Below are 19,042 nucleotides of genomic sequence, written 5' to 3'. Positions count from 1 at the left end.
GTTCGGGCCCGGCCGGCGCTGAGCGGTTTGGCTGACGCGGTCAGTCGGCCAGGGCCTGCTCGACGGTGGGACGGCAGGGGATGATGGCGTCGATGCCGACCAGCTGCAGCACCCGCAGGACAGGTTCCTGAGCCCCGGCGATGCGGACCCAGCCGCCCGCCGCACTCACCTGCTGGTAGGTGGCGACGAAGACGTTGATGCCGCTGGAGTCCAGGAAGGAGACCTCGCTGAGGTCCGCCACGATCCGCGGCCGCTGAGCGTCGACCCCGACTCGCAGAGCTTCGCTGAGCACGGCCTTGACGTCGTGGTCCATCTCGCCGCACAGAACCACGACACGGATGCCGTCGACCACGCGGTGCTCGGCAAAAAGCCGGGCGGGCTGGCTGGCGTTCTCGATGTCGGTCACCGTCTCCTCGACTGCGCTTAGGCTTGCCCCGGGGCGGGGCGGGGCGGGGCGGGGCGGGGCGGGGCGGGGCGGGGCGTGCGCGGACGATTCTGCCCCACCAGCGCGGCTAAAAGCACCGGCCAGACGTGCCGAACACCACCCTTACGGCATGCGCGGCAGGACACGAGCGGGTACTGGCGCGCGCATGAACGGGGAATGAGGAAACGGATGGTGAGATCCCACACCGACGATGAAGACTGCACCGCACCGAACGAGGCCCCGCCACCCGCAGCCTGGCGTGACCCAGTCGGTGATCACGGGAATGCGGTGGCGCAGACTTCCTGGTCCGGAGGGGTTGGCGTGAGGGGAGCGGCGCCTGTTCGATGCGGGAGCGTGTAGGCCGTTCAGGTGATGTCTGGGGTGGCCGCCCGGCGCACTCGCCGCGGCATGGAGCCTCGGCGCTATACGAGCGGGTGGTTTACCCGGTGCACCTGCCGGGCGGCCGTATGCCCTCGTCTAGCTTCAAAGAGTAGTCACGCTACTACATGGGGTGAGGGATGGTCGAGGATGCGTTGCGTCCGGCATTCATGCGCCGGCTGGCGGCCCTCGCCTCAACAGCCCCGCTGCCGGCCAGTCCTGGAGGATCCATGCGTTATCCCGTTTCCCCCCTGCGCACGCGAGTTATGGCCGTCGGGCTCGCGCTGGCTGCGACCGCGCTTGTGCCCGCGGGCTCTGCCGGTGCGGCCGATCAGTACGAGTGGGCCGCGCTGGGCGACTCGTACACCGCCGGGGGCTTCGCCGGTGATCCGCAGCCCGCGCTGGGTGCTGCGTCGCGGGACGGCTGCGACCGCACCAGTGACGCCTACCCCGGCGTCGTCGAGCGGGAGCTCGCCGACTTCCCGCCGGGCAGGTACGTCAACCTGATCAACGTCAGCTGCGGCAACGCCACCATCGACAACATCGCCCACACCGAGCAGACGCCGATCAGCCCGGTCCAGCCCCCCGCCGACGGCTGGCCCGCGGTGGACCCGCAGATCAAGCGGGCCGGCCTCAACGACCAGACCGACGTCGTCACCATCGGTGGCGGCGGCAACAGCCTGCCCTTCGGCGGCATGCTCCTCAAGTGCCTCGAACAGGGCGCGAGCGGCAAATCCTGCCGCGACCACTACACCAACCCCCCGGAGGGGGAGGAGAGCCTCCAGGACAAGCTCGCCCGGGTCCAGGACGAGTACATCGAGATGCTGGCCAACGTGCACCAGGCCGCGCCCAACGCCAAGGTGATCACGGTCGGCTACCCGGCCGTCCTGCCGGAGGAAGGCAGCGACTGCAACCGCCTCGCTCTCACCGAGCTCGGCTCGATCACCCACGCCGACGTCGACTGGCTCCGTGACGACGTCCTGGGGCCGCTGAACAGCACGATCCAGCGGGTCACGTCGTTCTTCGGCGACTCCTACGTCGACGTCTACTCCTCGAGTGTGGGTCACGACGCCTGCCAGAGCGCAGACACCAAGTGGGTCGAGGGAATCTGCGGCGACGCCGCCGACTACTGGCCCGCCAAGCTCCCCGGCACGCTGCTGAACTGCGCACCCATCAACAAGCGTGTCACCCTGGTCCACCCCAACACCGAAGGCCACGCCAGCACCGCCGCCCACGTGGAGCGCGCCATCCGCATCGCTCTCCTCGACCGCTGACCGACCGGCCCGCACCCTCACACCGGAGCCCCGGCACCCCGGCACCCCGCGCGCGAGCGCGGCCCGGGACCTCCCGGCCGGCGAGCGCAAGGAGCGCAACGCCGCCGGAATTCCTTCCAGAGTCACCGCCGAACCCCATCCGCCCACGTTCGGGCAGACCCACACGACCGTGGGCGGCTGGCCCCAGCGCTCCGAGGAACGCCGCTGTCAACGCGGCGACGAACACGAGCGCCGACAGCCGGGGCGTGCAGTGAGCGGGAGTCAGTCGGCCACCGAGCCGCAGCCGGTGCCGCTGCAGGAGCGCCTGGACCAGCTGCCCGCCGCGCGCTGCCCAAGCCGCCTGTGCCGCCCGCTCCGGAGCTGTGCGAGAGGTGCGGGCAGTCTCAGGCCGGGCAGCCGGGAATCCGCTACGACGACGTCCCCGCAGAAGACGGCCGCCACTGCTCTGGCTGCCGGGCGGACCTGTCCCGGCAGCACCCGGTCGGTTCACAACGCTGTCCAAGCGCCGTAACTGACCACCAGACGCCCCCCACAAGGGCCCGGCCACCGTAAAGACCCCGCAGGATTGCACAGGCCCCGGGGTGGAGTCCCTGGGACCGGTCGGGATGCGGGGCTGGGGCCGGGGCAACACGGCGCGCCCGGGCCCCGCACTCGCGCATACCGGGGAGTCGCGCGATGTCTTCACCGACGACGCGCCTGGAACGTCATCCACCGCTTGATGCCCGAGAGGAGCGGACGCCGGCCGCGTCGTACGACAACCTGGGTTACACCCTTGAGACTCGTGCACTACTGCTCTGCGTCATCGCGCCACAAGACGTCCAGGATGAGGCCGTGGTGGAGGCTGCGCTCAGCTGCTGCGAGGAGGCCGACCCCGTAGTGGTCAGGACCGCAGTGCCGGGCAACCTCGCGGCGCTCTTGGACGCCTTTCACGCCGCTCTGCACCTCGGTGTCCGGCCGCAACAGCTGGCCGACGCGCAGCAGGCTGTCGAGAACGAACTCGCCCGGCGCCCCGGGCCGGTGGTGGTTGTAGGCGACGCCGGATGCCCGTCGTCCTGGTGGGACCCGAGCAGACCCGGTCCGTGCTGCGCCGGCCCTCACTGGCCAGCCTGGAGAGCTGTGTCTTCTGGCACCGCCTCACCCGGTGAACGCACCGGACCCCGGGCCTCTGCAGGGCCGGGGTCCGGTGCGGGGAGTGGCCAGAGGCCGTCTCAGAGCGCTGCGGGGCGGAGGGACGTTGTGGCTGCCCGGCTCGTGTCGCCGTGTGAGCAGAGAGGGGGCTGTCCACTGTCACTACCCGAGAGAGGGTCACGTCGCGTACTGGCACGAAAGCAAGAGATCGCGGCATCGCCCCCGATCGGCGACGGGCACGAGGCCCCCTGCCAGACCGGCAGGAGCTGCCCAAGCCACAGAACCTCACGGGCGAAGTAGTTCGGTTAATTCTTCGGCTCGGTCTCGGTCCGGGATATTTCGATGAAGAACTCCTGACCAGCAGGTGCCGCCATGCGCACCAGGATCCCGTCCGGACGTCCCGAGAGATCCGGATGGGCCCACCAGCGGCATCATCGTCTTCCTCCCCGTGATCCGACAGGTGTGTCACCTCGACGGTTTCGATCTCCGGGAAGGCCTGGACAACACGCGAGTCGTGGCGGCGCGGGCGTATGGTGACAGGGAGTGTCGGCCGGGCAGGAGGTCAGCCGTGGGCGATGAAGGGGACTTGCTGGCAGGGCTGAGCGTGGACGGCAGGCGTCCCGAGCAGCCGGTGCTGCTGGACGCCCAGGGCATGCCGATCCGGACTTGGCAGGAGAACTACCCTTACCGCCGCAAGGTGCCCCGCGGTGAGTACGAGCGAGCCAAGCGGATCTTGCAGATCGAATTGCTGAAATTGCAACGATGGATCAAGGACACTGGTGGGCGGCTGATCGTTATCTGCGAAGGCCGTGACGCCGCCGGCAAAGGCGGGACGATCCAGCGCTTTACCGAACGTCTCAACCCGCGCGGGGCCCGTGTCGTGGCACTCGACAAACCAACCGCTCAGGAAGCCGGACAGTGGTACTTCCAGCGTTACGTCGCCCATCTGCCCGGCCCGGGTGAGATCGTCTTTTTCGACCGGTCCTGGTACAACCGGGCCGGCGTGGAGAAGGTCATGGGGTTCTGCACTGGCGAGCAGTACGACCTTTTCCTCACACAATGCCCCGCATTCGAGAGGATGTTGGCACAGGATGGTATCTGCCTGGTGAAATTCTGGTTTTCCGTCTCGCGAGCGGAGCAGCGGACGCGTTTCGCGATCCGCCAGGTCGATCCGGTCCGTCAATGGAAACTGTCCCCCACCGATGTCGCCTCACTCGACCTGTGGGATGCCTACACGCAGGCCAAGGTTGCCATGTTCCGCGCCACGGACACTACGGAGGCACCCTGGACCGTGGTCAAGAGCAACGACAAACGACGTGCCCGGCTCGAGGCCATCCGTCACCTGCTCACCCGCATCGACTACGCCCGCAAGGACCCTGAAGCGGTCGGCAGACCCGACCCGTTGATCATCGGCGCAGCCGACACCCTCCTTGAACCCGGGGAAGAAGACATTGCGCTGTCCCCCACCCCGCTGGCCGACAACTCCACCGGACCCGGACAGCACCCGCCGTACGAAGGCAAGCCACCCGCGAGCCGTCCGCAGCCACCGGTGGACCGGCGCAAGTGACCAGGTCCTGGCCGGCCTGCCGTGCGTCCTGCTCGAACGCGGTGACCGTGTGGCGCTGCCGGTGCCGCATGAGCGCCGTCCCCACTCCGCCGATACCCCCACCAGTCACTAAAACTCGCGCCGCCGATCTCCCCGCGCAGTGTTACGCAATGAGCTCTACTGAGCTTCTTCAGCCGTGCCGCTGCAGGTGGGCACTGCCTTGGCGCTTGACGGCATGCGGTAGGGGCTACACCCGGATCTGCGGAAGATGCGCCAGGACTTCAGGCGTGCGACGACGCGCTCGACCGGTGCCGTGCCGCGGCCAGGGCCCGGTGGAGGGTCTTCTCGGTGGCGGAGACTTCCGTAAGCACTTGCGTTTGATACCCGTGGTCAGCCAGGGGCCGCCGCCCTGGTAGGCGAGGTCGGCCAGGATGGGACGCCCTGGCGCTCGCAGATGCGCAGGGTCCGGTGCGTGCGGGCCGCGGTCAGACCGTGGGCGCGGCCCGGTAGCGCGGGTGAGAGCCCCAGCCACCGCCCGCGCGGCTCGGCACGCTCGGCGAGAGTTCCGTCCGCTAGGACGAAGTCCGCATCGACCTCGCGAAGGACCTTTAGCAGGCCCGGCGCCCGCCCGGCAAGCAGGTGGAAGACCGCGTTCGTGCAGGCGTGGGCGGTGGACTCGCTCATTTCCGAACCCAGCCGCGACCCCTGCCAGGGTGGTGTGTTCACGCAGGTGCACCAGCCCCACCAGCGCACGCTGAGACGGACGGAGTGCGCAGCGCCGGTCGCCCTCCCCGGTGACGACGAGCAGGTGACCCCGCAACAATGCTGGTGGTCCCGGAGGACAGGGTGCGACTGATAGCGACCTGCCGTTGATGGCTCGGGGTGGGTGGGCCGCCCGGTCCTGCGAGACGGTCCGGTTGCTGACGGAGAACTGCGGCCATTGCTGGTCAAGGGCTTGGCGGCCAAGTGTTCCCGGACCGCGGTGCAGGAGGGCCCCACGTCAGGGCGGGCACCGGTCGGAGGCAGGTACGGCCCGTCTCCTCTACGCCGGCGATGCCGGCGCGCTGCCTGACGGGACCACGCCGGCGATCACTTGACCGGTCGGCGTACGGTGCGAAACCGTCTGCGCCCAAGAACTGTTCGTCCGGGTCACCGCCGCCCACGGAGCGTGGATGGGCACGCTGTATCGAGGGCAGACCTTCTGGGTCGAACAAGGTGGTGGAGAGTGGGTCTACGGCTGCTCGGACCGCCGATGGGGTGCGACGCCGATTCGTGCCGTGCAGCTGCCTTGATCAACTCACCCCTTCAGCCCGGACCGCGACACTCCTTCGATCACCCATCGTTGGGCCACCAGGTACAGCAGCAGTACCGGGAGGCTGGCGATCACTGCGCCGGCCATCAGCAGGTCGTAGCGGATGTTGTTCGCGCTCTGGAAGTTGGCCAGGCCAGCCGGGAGAGTCAGTGCCTCGGGGCTCAGCAGCACGTACAGGGGCCACAGGAAGTCGTTCCAGTTAGCCAGGAAGGACAGCAGACCCAGGGTGGCCAGGGCAGGTTTGGTCAGCGGCAGGACCACCTTGAGGAAGATCTGCCAGCGGTTGCAGCCGTCCAACTCCGCTGCCTCCTCCAGTTCCGCGGGCAGGGTGAGGAAGAACTGCCTGAGGAAGAACACGCCGAATGCACTCGCCGCCCCAGGGACGATCACCGCCGGCAGGCTGTCCACCCACGCCAGTTCGTTGACGACGAGGAAGTTAGGGATCAGCAGCACCATCGGCGGAACGAAGAGCGTGGCCACTACCGCTGCGAAGACGAGGGTGCGCCCCTTGAAGCGCATGCGTGCCAGGGCGTACGCCGCGGGAGTTGCCGTGAGCAGTACCAGCGCGGTGTGCGCGGCGGCGGCGAGCACGCTGTTGAGGAACCAGCGCAGCACGGGGCTGTCGGTCGCGCCGAGCACGGTGCGGTAGGCGTCGACCGTCACCGGTGACGGAATCCACTGGGGATCGGTCATGCCCGCCTGAGTGCCGGTTTTGAACGACGTCACCAGCATGTACAGCAGCGGGCTGACGTAAAGCGCCGCGACCACGGCGAGCACCAGATGGAGCAGCGAACGCCGTAGCCGGCGCCGGTGGGCGGCGGACGTGGGGTCGGCGGCTTTGAATAGCCGGGCACGGTCGTGCGCCGAAGCCTGTGGGTGTTCGGCGGGACGGATGTCCGTCTCGGTCATCGTTCCTCCTGTCGCTCACGGAAGACCCGGAAGACCAGGGCGCTGGCCGCCATCAGTGCCAGGGCGAGGATGAAGCTCATCGCGGACGCCGAACCCATATCGAAGCGGCGCAGTCCGGTCTCAGCGATAAGGAAGATCGCGGTCTTCGTCTCGTCCGCCGGCGCGCCGGCGGTGATCAGATAGGACTGGCCGAACATGTTGGCCGAGGCGAGCAGCGTCGAATTGACCACGAACAACGCGACCGGCCGAAGTCCTGGCAGGGTGACGTGCACGAACCGGTGCCAGGCGCCCGCCCCGTCGACGCGGGCGGACTCGTAGAGCTCGGCGGGAATGTCCTGCAGCCCCGCCAGGTAGATCACGGCGTTGAAGCCGAGCGTCCACCAGACAGTCACCAGGACCAGCGCCCACCATGCCGCCGGGGTGTTGGTGGTCCACTGGATGTCGTCGGCCATGCCGATCAGCCCGAGGTAATGGTTGACCATGCCGATGTTGCCATCGAGCAGGAATCGCCAGAGGAGTCCGATGACGGCCACGCCCAGCACGTACGGGGCGAAGTACACCGTGCGGTAGAGGTTGCGTCCGGGGAACCGGCGGTTCATCAGCAGGGCCACGAACAGGGGCACGACGAGCAGGAATGGCAGGGACAGGGCGGTAAAGATGCCTGTGGCGCGCATGGCCTGCCAGAAGCGGGGGCCGTCGACGCCGTTCGGATCGAACAGTTCCTGGTAGTTGTCCAGGCCGACGAACGGTTTGGCAGGGACGTTGATGTCCCAGGCGTGAAGGCTGATCCACAGGCCGTAGCCGATGGGCATTACGACGAAGGTGAGGAAGAGCGCCAAGTACGGCGCCATGAACGCGTAGGGCGTCCACCACTGGTGCCGGGCGGAGGCTCGGGCCGTGGTACGTCCCGAGCCCCGTCGCGGCTGCCGTTCGGTGGACGATTCGGTCAACCGCTGTTCCACCGGGACTGCCTCACTTCGCGTACTTCTGCTTGTTCTCGGCCAGGACCTGGTCGGCGGTCCGTACGCCGTCCTCCAGGGCCTTGGTCACGGAGGCCTTGCCGAGCACCGCCTGCTGCACGGCCAGCTCCAGCGCCTTGGTCTGCACGTCGCCGAGTCCGGGGAGGGCGGGCAGGAAGTGGAAGACGTCGACGTTCTTCGCGAGCTGCGTCTGCGGCAGTCCGGCCACTTCCGCCTCGGCGCGAACACTGTTGCGGGCCGGGATCATGCCCGCCTTCGCCCACTCCGTGGAGCGCTCGCTCATGTAGTCGATGAAGAACTTGGCGGCCTGCACCTTGTTCTTGTCCCGTCCGGCCTGGGAGGTCAGGACGAAGTTGTGACTCGCGCTCCACACCGCTTCCCGGTCGCCGATGCGGGGCACGGCGGACATGCGCCAGTCGACGCTCGTGGCGTTCTCCTTCAGATCGTTGATCTGCCAGATGCCGTCCCAGGTGAAGCTGACCTTGTTGTTCTTGAACGCGTTGTACTGGGCGTCCTGCGCCACCTGATCAGGGCTGTAGCCCTTGCGGATCTGCTGCACCATCCAGCTCAGCGCCTCGGCGCCCGCGTCGGACCCCCAGAGCGCCTTGGAGCCGTCCTCGCTGTACATCTCGCCGCCGAACTGCCACAGCAGGGTCATGAACATCAGGTGGGCCGGCCACTTGTTGGGCATCCAGAACGGGTGCGCCACACCGGATGCCTTCACCTCGCGCAGGGCGTCCTCGTAAGCGGAACGGACCTGGGGGGCTTCCTCGATGCCGGCCCTCGACAGTTGCCGGGCGTTCCAGTAGTCGGCCAAGCAGTGCACGTCGAGTGGCACGCTGTACCGATTGCCCTGGTAGACCCCGGCCTGCCAGACGGCCGGGACGAAGTCGCTCTCGCTGAGGCCGAGGGCAGAGGTCACGTCGTCGAGGGGGATGAGGGTGTTGCGCGCCGCGAAGGTTGCGATCTGTTCGTTGTGGATGACCGCGACGTCGGGGCCCTTGCCTGCGGCGATCGCGGTGGGCAGGGCCGGGTAGAGGTCGATCCACTGACGGGTGGTGTTCCGGACCTCGATCCGTCCCTTGTAGCGCTCGTTGAATGAACGGAGCATCGCTTTCATGTGCGGTCCGTCGCCGCCGGTGAAGCCGTTCCAGAACTCAAGCGTGACCTTGGGTCCCTTGTACTCGTCGCCGCTGAAGCTCGGTGCCGAGTCACCGTCACCCTGTTCGGCCCCGATTTTGGTGCCTCCGCTGCACGCGGTGAGCATTCCGGCCGCGGCGGCTGCCGAGGCGGCCAGCAGGGTTCTGCGGGGGAGTGGCGTTCCGGCTGAAGAGGAAGTGCGCATTCGTTGCTCCTCAGGGGTGGGCCCGAGGCCGGGCCCGGGGACGGTCGGATCGTGGTCAGCGGGTGGCGAGGCGGATCATGGTCCAGGAGACGGGGGGAAGGTCGACGGTGAGCGTCCCGTCATCGGTCTTCGTCCCCGCCACCTCACGTGGGCGGACCCGGTCAGGCTGCTCGGCCGTGTTGACGGCCGAGGTGTCGGCGTCGTCCAGGACTGCATGCTCCACTACCCGGGCGCCGGAGAAGGCCCGGACGTCGGCGGTCAGGCGAAGCGGTTCCTCGCCGCGTCCCCGGTTCACTGCGAACAGCGCCACGTTGCCGCTCTCCTCGTCGTACGTCGCCGCCGACCACAGGGCGGGCACGTCGCCGAACTTGGTGGTTTCGATCAACGGTGAGTCCGGCTCGACCCGCAGGACGGTTCCCCGCGCGTGCCGTGCGGTGCGGGCGAACGGATGGAAGATCGTCTGCCGCCAGGCGGGTCCGCCGGGGCGGGTCAGGATAGGCGCGATGACGTTCGCCAGCTGTGCCTGGCATGCGGCGCCGACCCGGTCGGCATGCCGCAGCAGGGTGATCAGGAGGCTGCCCACCACGACGGCGTCGGTGACGTCGTAGACGTCCTCGATCAGTTCTGGGGCTGGCCGCCAGTCCAGCGAGTCCTCCCCGCCGAATCGGCTCTGGTACCAGACGTTCCACTCGTCGAACGACAGCTTGATCTTTTTCTTGCTGCGGAGTTTGGCGCCGACGTGGTCGGCGGTGGCCGTGATCGCCGAAATCATCCGGTCCATCTCGGCACCGCTGGCGAGGAAGGAGTCGATGTCCCCGTCGCCGGGGTCGTAGTAGGCGTGCAGGGATAGGTGGTCCACGAAGTCGTATGTGTGCTCCAGCACGGTCGCCTCCCAGGAGGCGAAAGTGTCGATATGGGCGTTGGAGCTGCCGCAGGCGACCAGTTCGAGAGTGGGGTCGAACCGCTTCATCGCGCGTGCCGTCTCGGCGGCGACCCGGCCGTACTCGTGAGCCGTTTTGTGGCCCATCTGCCAGGGGCCGTCCAGTTCGTTGCCCAGGCACCACATGCGAATGCCGTGTGGCTCCTCGACGCCGTGGGAGCGGCGCAAGTCCGACAGGGCGGTGCCGGAGGGGTAATTGGCGTATTCCAGCAGGTCCAGAGCCTCGGCGGGTCCGCGGGTACCGAGGTTGAGAGCCATCATCGGCTCCACGCCGGCCTTAGCGGCCCAGGCCATGAACTCGTTGAGGCCGACAGCGTTCGACTCCACGCTCCGCCACGCCAGGTCGAGTCGCCGGGGGCGGTCCTCGCGCGGGCCTACGCCGTCCTCCCAGCGGTAGTTGGACACGAAGTTGCCGCCCGGATAGCGCACGACCGTGATCCCGAGTTCGCGGACCAGTTCCAGCACGTCGGTGCGGAAACCCTCCTCGTCGGCTGTGGGGTGGCCGGGCTCGTAGATGCCGGTGTGCACACACCGGCCCATGTGCTCGACGAACGAGCCGAACAGTCGCCGGTCGACCGAGCCGACCCGGAAAGCCGGATCGAGAGTGAGGCGGGCGGTGGGCATGAAGCTGGACTCCTGGACGTAGGTGCGGTGAGGCAGAAGGGCCGCGAGAGGGTAGGGCGACGGCCGGCCGAAGAGACCGAGGAGGCGTCGGCTGCCGTCGCACTGGTACGATTACATCGTTGAAACAGCGTCGTAAATAGGCAGCGGCAAGACTTCTCCGGAAAATTTTCAAACCATGGCCGGTGGGGCTTTCGGCGGCCCCCGCAGGCACTGAGCAACGGTGGGACATGCACGCGATCACGCAGGCTCAGGGCGCCTGCAGGGGCGCGGTGGAGGTGATGAGGGTGGGGGCGAGTCTCAAGGACGTCGCCGCGCTGGCCGGTGTGTCCGTGAAGACGGTGTCGAATGTGGTCAATGGCTACACATACGTAACGCCGCAAACGCGCGAGAAGGTGGAGCGAGCGCTGGACCAGCTCGACTACCGGCCCAATCTCTCCGCCCGCAACCTCCGGCAGGGGCGGACAGGCGTGATCGCGCTCGCCCTGCCCGAGCTGGACGCGCCGTACTTCGCGGAGCTGAGCCGCTTCGTGATCGAGGCGGCGGCGGAACGCGGCTGGACCGTCCTCATTGAGCAGACCGACGGCCTTCCCGCCCGTGAACGGGAAGTGCTGGACGGGGTACGCGAGCAACGCATCGACGGACTGATCTTCAGCCCGATCACCGTGGGAGCGGACGAACTGTCCGCCCGCAAGGACAGCACCGCGCTAGTGCTGCTCGGCGAGCGCGTACTGGACGGCCCTACCCACCATGTGGCCGTCGACAACCAGCGGGCCGCCCGAGAGGTTACCGAGCACCTGCTCTCCCTCGGCCACACCCGGATCGCCGCAATCGGAAAGCAGGACAATCCGAACGCGAACACCGCCCATCTGCGCCTGGCGGGCTACCAAGAGGCCCTCGCGACGGCCGGCATCGCCTACGACGAGCGTCTCGCACCCGCGACGTCGCACTACCACCGTGCCGACGGCGCACGCCTGATGCGGCAGCTGCTCGATCTTCCGCAGCCCCCGGACGCCGTTTTCTGCTGCAACGATCTCCTGGCTTTGGGAGCACTGCGCACAGCGCTCTCGACGGGGCTGCGGGTTCCGGAAGACGTGGCGATCGCGGGATTTGACGACATCGAGGACGGTCGCTACAGCACACCGACGTTGACCACGATCCGCCCGGACAAGGAACAGGTCGCGCGGGTCGCCGTCGAGATGCTCGAAATCCAGATCCACGGCGCCCGTTCGGTTGTTCAACGGCGCGCGGCTCCCCGCGAAGTGACCGCACGCCATGACCTAATCATCCGGGAGAGCACGAGTCCTGGCAGGCCTTGACGCCCGGTGGGCCGCCCTCACGGCGACGCGCTCCTCGGGCGCGCTCCCGCCGACCGGCCGCGAGAGCCGCCTTCCGGTCGTCGTGGTTTTCAATCCGGGCGCCAGGATGGGATCGCAGGCGCTGAAGAACCGCACGAACGCGGTCATGACCGAGACCCGCGCTATCTGGTCCGGCAGCTTTGAGCGCATGGGCATCGGCGTCGGGAACCTGGCCGGCTACTACAACTACGCCGACGCCATTCTCATCCTGTTCACCACCCTCGAACGGCTCCAGGCACACGGTCCTCGAGCGGCGGTGTGGTGGCGCTGCCGATACTGGACTGTCCCGGTCGACGTCGAAAGCCGTAGGCCGGTGGACCTACTGCCCGACCGGGAGGCATCCAGCCCGGCCGCTTGACTCGCGAAGCGGCCCACAGTGCCGGCGCGATCAGTGCTGCGGACGGCAACGAGATTCATGGCGGGAGGTGGTATGCCGCGATCGGGCACCGTTCTTCGCCGAAGGCGCCACAGCCGGGGCACCCCCCGGGCGGTGCAGGTGGCGGACAGGTGGCACCTCTGGCACAACCTGAGCGAAGCCGCCGAGCGTTGTGTCGCAGACCGCCGCGGGTGCTGGCGCCAGATCCAGCCCAGCCTGCGCCCGAACTGGAGAAGTTCGAAGACCCGTCCGGCTCGCCGTGGCCTACGGGACATCGATTTGCCGACCGCACCCGCGCCAAGCACGCGACCGTCCACGAACTGCTGGCCTCCGGACTGAGGCGGAGGGCGATCGGCCGCCAACTCGGCATGACCTCGCGCACCAACTCTCCGTAACAACTACACGGAAAGTGAGCCAGACCTGAGAAACGACAGCGCCAGTGCACCCCCGCCGCCGCAGAGCCGCACTCGGAAGGTCGCGACGACACCCGAAGCAGCTCTGCGTGACACCTCTGTGGCATCCGGCCACGGAGACTCCGCAAAAAGCCGTTAGGCGGACGAGGCGACCATTGCTACATTTCCGGAGGCCGTGCGAGAGATCGAGGAGGTGGTACCCGTGAACGCAGTATCGACATGGGTGCTCCCCTTCGGGGTCACGGTCGGGCGATAGACATGTCGTCCGGGAGCGCCGTTCCAGCGCACTCCCGAAAGGCACGACCATGCATTTCACTTCCGAGCAGCGCCTCGACGACGGCGTCCTCGAACGGGAATTTACCCTCGGCGAGATCCCCGGCATCGTGTGGACACCCGCATCCGCTTCCGCACCGGTGCCGCTGATCCTGCTCGGCCACCCTCCCCTTGGGCTGCGCAGGATGTACCCCCGACTGGTGGACCGAGCCCGGCACTCCGCGGCGGAGGGCTTCGCCACGGCCACCATCGAGCTCCCGGGAAGCGGCGACCGGCCCCATTGGCCGGCTGCCGAACAGTCCCGCGCCGACCTGCGCCGGGCGATGGAGGCCGGCGAGCCTGTCAGCGACGAGATCGTCGACGCCCTCATCCTGCCGCTGGTCGACAAGGCGGTCCCGGAATGGCAGGCCGCCCTGGACGCCCTCCTGTCGCTGCCCGAGATCGGCGGTCCGGTCGGGTACTCGGGGGGAGTGATCTCCGTCGGCATCCGGCTGGCGGTGGTCGAGCCGCGCATCGTGGCCGTCGGTCTCTTCGCCGGGAGTTTCGTGCCTCGCGCCATGTTCGAGGAGGCCCGCCAGGTCACCATTCCGCTGCACGTCCTACTGCAGTGGGACGATGAAGGGAACGACAGGCAGGCGGCCCTGGACCTGTTCGACGCCTTCAGCTCGAAGGAGAAGTCCCTGCACGCCAGCATGGGCGGGCACACCGGCGTCCCGCAGTTCGCGGGAGACGCCGCGGCCCAGTTCTTCACCCGACATCTGAAGTGAGGCCGGGCCGTCGACCGGCAGCAGACGGTAGCTGATGTCGGCGGCATGCCGCTCATGGAGGACAGGTCCCCACTGCGATTCTCCACAGCGGGGCCCCTGCTGAACTCTCGGCAGGGGCCTTCGTGCTGCCTGAAGTCATGAACTGTTCGCTTTCTGCAGAGCTGCAGGTGCTGTGCAAAGTCGAGTTGGCAGCATCGGGATGGTCCTGGTGAAAGGTACTGGTCATGCCCAGATGGAGCGCAAGCACGGCGTGACGGTGGCGGACTGTGTGCCTGGAGCGTCCTGCATTGCGGTGGAGCCGCACGCAGATCGGTCCTGCACGTCGGTTCAGCTGACCCAGTGGCGCCAGCGGGCTGCCGGCGGCTCGCAACGTCCTGACGCGACCATGTCCTGGTAGGCACGTTCGGTCAGTTCATCCCAGGTCACTTCCTCCCGTTCTCGGGGAGGGGCTGTCCATCACCATCGGCGAATGCGGAAAAAGCGACCTCGCAGTCAGGAGGACGTACGGCCGTGCTGGCGTACCACCCGAACGCAGCGACGGCGACGACGCAGCAGGCCAGCAGCATTCGGACGCGACGTTTGTGTTTCACCAGTCGCATCGTAGGACATCCATACGGCTTCCCACCGGGGGCCGCCCGCCAACCAGGGCCTCGCCCTCGGCGCCGGCGTCCGGACGGTCCTTATCCCGCCACAGCGAAGAGTTGACGCAGGCCGGGGACCGGCTGGCAGTGCCGTCCTTTCCGTCAACAACTTGGGGCGAGCTGATCATCGACTGCCGTCGGAACCCGTGCACAAGTGCTGTCACTTAGCGACGGAGCAGCCTGACGAGCAGAAGGCCGGCGGCTGGCTGGCCTCCTTCCGCACCTGACCCGGGCAAGCCGCGGCCGCCGCACGTGAGCCCAAGGTGAACCTGGGCAAGCCCGGGTTGTCGGTGGCGGCTGCGAGTCTGTTCGGATGAACGGCGACGAGCAGCGGCTGCGCGGCCTCTACAACGTGGAGCACGACGACCCTAACCCCGGCTCGCTCCCGCACCGGACCAACGCTGATCTGGTCGGCGGGCCGTGGACGGCCTGCTGCTGGACATTCACGGCTGGCCAGCCGAAGAAGTCGACCGAGCTCGGGCGGTGGCCGGGCGGCCGCGCCCCGGCGAGCCCCGCGCGCCTGGGCCGGCGTGCTGTGCCGTCTCTACTATTCCGGCGATACACCCGGACCAGCGTCATGGGCAGTTGCAGTCGGCTCGCCGCACCTTCGTAGGCGGTGCACGCTGGGTCACGTGAGTAGCGCGCCGATCGTCGTACAACCGCTCTCCGGTTCGGGGGGGCCGGAGAGTCACTGTGCATTCCTGCGGTGTGGACGCGATCCTTGGCACCGCTTACAGCGACCACGACCTGGGGTGTTCCTTGAGAAGGTGAGCGTTCACGCTCCTGGCAGCATCTTGGACGACGACCGGTGGATCGACTGGCGCGGCAGCCCCAGCTCACCAGCGAAACCGACAGCTACTGAGCGTCACCGATGCTCGTGGAACGATGAGGCGCTGCATCGCTTCGGCGTCTTCCTTCTGCTCGAACAGCTCGGCCGCCCGCATCCGTCCCGTTTTCCGGCGCTGACGCCCCGCAACGGTCAACTCGCCCCATCCGCATACCTCACACAGCACGAGATACGGCCACCGCTCCAGGCCCATCAGAGACTCCCCAAAGAGCCTGCAGCATCTCGCTCAGTTTCTCCGGCTCCGGGGAGCGGACGAGCGTATGGGTACGGGAGTCGGTCTCGATGAAGTGGGCGCATACGACAGCGGGAGTGCCCGCGCGCATCCCCGAACCGACCCTGAGACGTCCCCCATCTCACCCCGAGACGTGTCAGGAATCTTTGACAGGTGCCCGAAGCAGCTGTCAGCCTCTTCTGACAGGTGCGACGGAAAGGGGGCCGCGATGCCCGAGGTCGCCGACGACAACGGCGTACCGCCTCCGGCAGGGACGGGCGACGAGCTGCTGAAGGTGCTCTCCGCGCTCGGTAATCCGCACCGCATGCGGATCGTCGCGGCGCTGATGGAGAGCCGGAACTACGTCAGCGCGCTGGCCCGCGAGATTGGCATGGGCCGACCGCTGCTGCACATGCACCTGCAACGGCTGGAGGCCGCCGGCCTGGTCGTCGGCACGCTCGAACTCGCGGAGGACGGCAAGGCGATGAAGTACTTCGAAGTCGCCCCGTTCTTCTACGAGTTGACACCCACCGTCATCGCACGGGCGGCCGCGACGATCACCGAGACCGCTGACCGGACCGCGAAAGAGGAAGCGAAGTGAATGAGGATTTGGTGAGGCTCGCCGCCGACGGATCCGAGGTGGAGGCATTGGTCGGCGCTGTCGGTGCGGCCGGGGTCTTCGCCCTGCTCATCGTGATCGTCTGGCAGCTCGCCGCGACGTGGCGGGCCCGGATGCTGGCCGCGCGTGAGGAGCAGTACAAGGAGCTTGCGGCGAAGTACGCGCATCTCCTCGAGGACACCGTGGAGTTGCAGCGCCGTACCGTCGAGGAACAGCGGCAGACCCTGGACGAGCTGACGCAGACCCGGCTGGCGGTCGGCTCGATGGAGAAGATGATGCGCGAGATCGAATAGCAGCTGGCGTAGGTGTACGGCCGGGAGCGCCAACTCCCGGCCGTACCGAGAAGCACGCCCCCGGACACACCCATCCCGTACGCCACGGCAGGTCGTCACACCTCATACGTCGTGGTGCCGGGCCCGTGCGCCCTGTGCCGGTCGCCGACGCGGCTGGTGGCGGCGCGCTCCCACGAAGGAGACTACTCATGCGTGCGCTGCTCAAGCGCGTCACCCGTGCGCCCGGAGGGCGGCGCGGCAAATGGCTGGTCCTGGCGGCCTGGCTGATCGTGGCCGTCGCACTCGGCCCGCTCGCCGGAAAGCTCGGCGACGTCGAGGACTCCAGTGCCAACGCCTTCCTGCCGCGCGGCGCCGAGTCCGCGCGGGTCAACACCGAGCTGGAGAAGTTCCGTACGGACACGGTCATGCCCGCCGTCGTCGTCTACACCGGCGACGGTGCGGATGCGAAGGCGGCCGCCGACCGAAACGCCTTCGCGCCGTTCGCCCCGGCGGGAGAGGAGGTCTCGCAGCCGATCCCGTCCGAGGACGGCGAGGCCCTGATGACCGTCGTCCCGCTGGACAGCGAGGACGAGATCACCGACACGATTGACAAGCTGCGCGAGATCGCCGGAGCGAATGCCCCGCCGGGTGTGGAGGTCGAGGTCGGCGGGCCGGCCGGCTCCCTCACCGATCAGGTCGCGGTCTTCGACGGCCTCGACTCGACCCTGCTCATCGCCACCGCCCTGGTCGTGGCCGCACTGCTGCTGATCACCTACCGCAGTCCGATCCTCTGGCTGCTCCCCCTGCTCTCCGTCGGCTTCGCGGCCGTCCTCACCCAGGTCACCGCCTACCTGCTGGCCAAGCACGCCGGACTGCCGGTCAATCCGCAGAGCGCGGGTGTGCTGATGGTGCTCGTCTTCGGCGTCGGCACCGACTACGCGCTGCTGCTCATCGCCCGCTACCGCGAGGAACTGCACCGCCACGCCGACCGTCACGAGGCGATGCGCATCGCGCTCGCCCGTTCCGGCCCGGCCATCCTCGCCTCGGCCGGCACCGTCGCCGTTGGCCTGGCTTGTCTGGCCTTCGCCGACATCGACTCCTCGCGCTCGCTGGGTCTGGTCGGCGCGGTCGGCGTCATCTGCGGCTTCCTCGCGATAGTCACGGTGCTTCCGGCGCTGCTCGTCATCACGGGCCGGTGGGTGTTCTGGCCGTTCGTATCGCACCACGGCACGCCGGCCCGCAAGCCCCGCACGGTCTGGTCCCGCATCGGAACGGCCGTCGCCCGCCGCCCGCGCTGGTCGTGGATGATGTCCGTCGCCGTCACCGGTGTCCTCGCCCTCAGCGCGACAGGGATCAGCATGGGCCTGACGCAGGCCGAGATGTTCCAGGACAAGCCCGAGTCGGTCGTCGCACAGGAGCGGATCTCGGCGCACTATCCGTCGGGCGCCTCCGACCCCGCAGAGATCATCACCAGAACCGACCAGGCCGCGGAGGTCCGTACGGCCGCAGCCGCGGTCGAGGGCGTGGCACGCGTCGAGGACGGCGGTGACCGCACCCCAGACGGCCAACTCACCACACTCTCCGTGGTGCTGGAGTACGCCCCGGACAGCCAGGCCGCCAAGGACACGATCGACGACCTCCGTGACGCCGTACACCAGGTCGAGGACGCGGATGCCCTGGTCGGCGGCACCACCGCACAGACCCTCGACACCCAGCGGGCCGCCGACCGCGACCTGACCACGGTGATCCCGATCGTGCTCCTGGTCGTCCTCGGCGTCCTGGTCTGGCTGCTACGGGCCCTCGTAGCCCCGCTCCTGCTCCTGGCCACCGTGGTGTTGTCGTACTTCGCGGCCCTGGGCGCCTCGAACGTTCTCTTCGAGCACGTCCTGGGCTTCGCCGGCGTGGACTGGTCGATCCCGCTGCTCGGCTTCGTCTTCCTGGTCGCGCTCGGCATCGACTACAACATCTTCCTCATGCACCGCGTGAAAGAGGAGACAGTCCGCCTCGGCCACACCCGCGGCGTCCTGGAGGGCCTGACCAGCACCGGAGGTGTCATCACCTCGGCCGGCATCGTCCTGGCCGCCACCTTCGCGGTGTTCGCGGGGATGCCGTTGGTGACCATGGCGCAGATGGGTGTGCTCGTCGGTATCGGCGTCCTGCTGGACACCTTCCTCGTCCGTACGGTCCTGGTCCCGGCCCTTGCCCTGGACCTGGGCCGGTGGTTCTGGTGGCCGGGCAAGCTGTTCCGCCGTCTGGCCAACCACGCTGCGGGCAGCGCCTCGCCGTCCGCGCAGGACCGGGCACACGAACCGGCCTGTCGAGGTCGTCGAGCTGGAGCGCATCCCCGAGACCACGAGTGTGATGGCCAGCTACGAGGTCGCGATGGACCCGGCCGGCCAACTGCTGGC

The 19,042-nt window shown here is 68.2% G+C and carries 14 protein-coding genes and 2 pseudogenes; 9 read left to right on the top strand and 7 right to left on the bottom strand.

The window, feature by feature from the left end; translation table 11 throughout:
* Nucleotides 1-40 precede the first annotated feature (40 nt).
* Complete coding sequence (locus AB0O67_RS01230) at nt 41-406, bottom strand: STAS domain-containing protein (protein WP_365444130.1); 366 nt, start codon at nt 404-406, stop codon at nt 41-43.
* Between the two features lie 626 nt (nt 407-1,032).
* Between AB0O67_RS01230 and AB0O67_RS01225 the strand changes: the two genes are divergently transcribed.
* Nucleotides 1,033-2,076, top strand: a complete 1,044-nt coding sequence (locus tag AB0O67_RS01225; RefSeq protein ID WP_365444127.1) for an SGNH/GDSL hydrolase family protein — start codon at nt 1,033-1,035, stop codon at nt 2,074-2,076.
* Nucleotides 2,077-3,772: 1,696 nt separating this feature from the next.
* Nucleotides 3,773-4,771 (top strand): polyphosphate kinase 2, encoded by a 999-nt coding sequence (gene ppk2 / locus AB0O67_RS01220; protein ID WP_365444124.1) that lies wholly within the window; start codon nt 3,773-3,775, stop codon nt 4,769-4,771.
* A 156-nt stretch (nt 4,772-4,927) separates the two neighbouring features.
* Here the strand turns inward: ppk2 and AB0O67_RS01215 are convergent.
* The 5 genes and pseudogenes from AB0O67_RS01215 to AB0O67_RS01195 all read right to left on the bottom strand — a co-directional run bounded on the left by AB0O67_RS01215 (nt 4,928) and on the right by AB0O67_RS01195 (nt 10,860).
* Nucleotides 4,928-5,573: pseudogene (locus tag AB0O67_RS01215) on the bottom strand (transposase family protein).
* A gap of 474 nt (nt 5,574-6,047) precedes the next feature.
* Nucleotides 6,048-6,971 (bottom strand): carbohydrate ABC transporter permease, encoded by a 924-nt coding sequence (locus AB0O67_RS01210; protein WP_365444121.1) that lies wholly within the window; start codon nt 6,969-6,971, stop codon nt 6,048-6,050.
* Nucleotides 6,968-7,810, bottom strand: coding sequence for a sugar ABC transporter permease (locus AB0O67_RS01205; RefSeq protein ID WP_365444118.1), 843 nt, complete (start codon nt 7,808-7,810; stop codon nt 6,968-6,970). Before AB0O67_RS01205 ends, AB0O67_RS01210 begins: the two co-directional genes overlap by 4 nt.
* Nucleotides 7,811-7,943: 133 nt before the next feature.
* A complete protein-coding gene (locus AB0O67_RS01200; protein ID WP_365444115.1) occupies nt 7,944-9,296 on the bottom strand; it encodes an ABC transporter substrate-binding protein in 1,353 nt (450 codons plus the stop codon).
* Between the two features lie 55 nt (nt 9,297-9,351).
* Nucleotides 9,352-10,860, bottom strand: coding sequence for an alpha-N-arabinofuranosidase (locus tag AB0O67_RS01195; RefSeq protein ID WP_365444112.1), 1,509 nt, complete (start codon nt 10,858-10,860; stop codon nt 9,352-9,354).
* A 227-nt stretch (nt 10,861-11,087) separates the two neighbouring features.
* Between AB0O67_RS01195 and AB0O67_RS01190 the strand changes: the two genes are divergently transcribed.
* From AB0O67_RS01190 to AB0O67_RS01180, 3 genes are all read left to right on the top strand, one after another.
* The gene (locus AB0O67_RS01190) at nt 11,088-12,176 is read left to right on the top strand and encodes a LacI family DNA-binding transcriptional regulator (RefSeq protein WP_365444109.1); all 1,089 of its coding nucleotides are present in this window, start codon (nt 11,088-11,090) and stop codon (nt 12,174-12,176) included.
* 145 nt (nt 12,177-12,321) lie between these two features.
* Entirely contained in the window at nt 12,322-12,573 is a 252-nt protein-coding gene (locus AB0O67_RS01185) for a hypothetical protein (protein ID WP_365444106.1), read from the top strand.
* 736 nt (nt 12,574-13,309) lie between these two features.
* Nucleotides 13,310-14,044 (top strand): alpha/beta hydrolase, encoded by a 735-nt coding sequence (locus AB0O67_RS01180; RefSeq protein ID WP_365444103.1) that lies wholly within the window; start codon nt 13,310-13,312, stop codon nt 14,042-14,044.
* A gap of 1,477 nt (nt 14,045-15,521) precedes the next feature.
* On the opposite strand, the gene AB0O67_RS01175 is transcribed toward AB0O67_RS01180, so the two are convergent.
* A complete protein-coding gene (locus AB0O67_RS01175) occupies nt 15,522-15,725 on the bottom strand; it encodes a hypothetical protein (RefSeq protein ID WP_365444100.1) in 204 nt (67 codons plus the stop codon).
* Nucleotides 15,726-15,972: 247 nt separating this feature from the next.
* On the opposite strand from AB0O67_RS01175, the gene AB0O67_RS01170 reads away from it, so the two are divergent.
* The 4 genes and pseudogenes from AB0O67_RS01170 to gvpO all read left to right on the top strand — a co-directional run.
* Nucleotides 15,973-16,344: a winged helix-turn-helix domain-containing protein gene (locus tag AB0O67_RS01170; protein WP_365444097.1), complete on the top strand. Its 372-nt coding sequence runs from the start codon at nt 15,973-15,975 to the stop codon at nt 16,342-16,344.
* Nucleotides 16,341-16,655: a hypothetical protein gene (locus AB0O67_RS01165; protein WP_365444094.1), complete on the top strand. Its 315-nt coding sequence runs from the start codon at nt 16,341-16,343 to the stop codon at nt 16,653-16,655. The genes AB0O67_RS01170 and AB0O67_RS01165 overlap by 4 nt, the downstream gene beginning before the upstream one ends.
* A gap of 188 nt (nt 16,656-16,843) precedes the next feature.
* Nucleotides 16,844-18,883 (top strand): annotated as a pseudogene (locus AB0O67_RS01160) (MMPL family transporter); the annotation flags it as partial.
* Nucleotides 18,768-19,042: gas vesicle protein GvpO (gvpO, locus tag AB0O67_RS01155; RefSeq protein WP_365444385.1), on the top strand; the 275-nt coding region annotated here is incomplete at its 3' end. The pseudogene AB0O67_RS01160 and the gene gvpO, both read left to right, overlap by 116 nt.

Origin of the sequence: Streptomyces sp. NPDC086077 (genome assembly GCF_040686175.1) — a bacterium.
Lineage (GTDB): Bacteria > Actinomycetota > Actinomycetes > Streptomycetales > Streptomycetaceae > Streptomyces.
The sequence above is the reverse complement of the archived record's forward strand: the minus strand, read 5'-3'. Positions and strand labels throughout refer to the sequence as shown.

Excerpts from the sequence above, each read along its gene's own strand:
- AB0O67_RS01175 (WP_365444100.1), bottom strand. The coding sequence starts at position 15,725 with ATGGGCCTGGAGCGGTGGCCGTATCTCGTGCTGTGTGAGGTATGCGGA.
- AB0O67_RS01225 (WP_365444127.1), top strand. The coding sequence starts at position 1,033 with ATGCGTTATCCCGTTTCCCCCCTGCGCACGCGAGTTATGGCCGTCGGG.
- AB0O67_RS01195 (WP_365444112.1), bottom strand. The coding sequence starts at position 10,860 with ATGCCCACCGCCCGCCTCACTCTCGATCCGGCTTTCCGGGTCGGCTCG.
- AB0O67_RS01190 (WP_365444109.1), top strand. The coding sequence starts at position 11,088 with ATGCACGCGATCACGCAGGCTCAGGGCGCCTGCAGGGGCGCGGTGGAG.
- AB0O67_RS01180 (WP_365444103.1), top strand. The coding sequence starts at position 13,310 with ATGCATTTCACTTCCGAGCAGCGCCTCGACGACGGCGTCCTCGAACGG.
- AB0O67_RS01200 (WP_365444115.1), bottom strand. The coding sequence starts at position 9,296 with ATGCGCACTTCCTCTTCAGCCGGAACGCCACTCCCCCGCAGAACCCTG.
- AB0O67_RS01185 (WP_365444106.1), top strand. The coding sequence starts at position 12,322 with ATGACCGAGACCCGCGCTATCTGGTCCGGCAGCTTTGAGCGCATGGGC.
- AB0O67_RS01170 (WP_365444097.1), top strand. The coding sequence starts at position 15,973 with ATGCCCGAGGTCGCCGACGACAACGGCGTACCGCCTCCGGCAGGGACG.
- AB0O67_RS01210 (WP_365444121.1), bottom strand. The coding sequence starts at position 6,971 with ATGACCGAGACGGACATCCGTCCCGCCGAACACCCACAGGCTTCGGCG.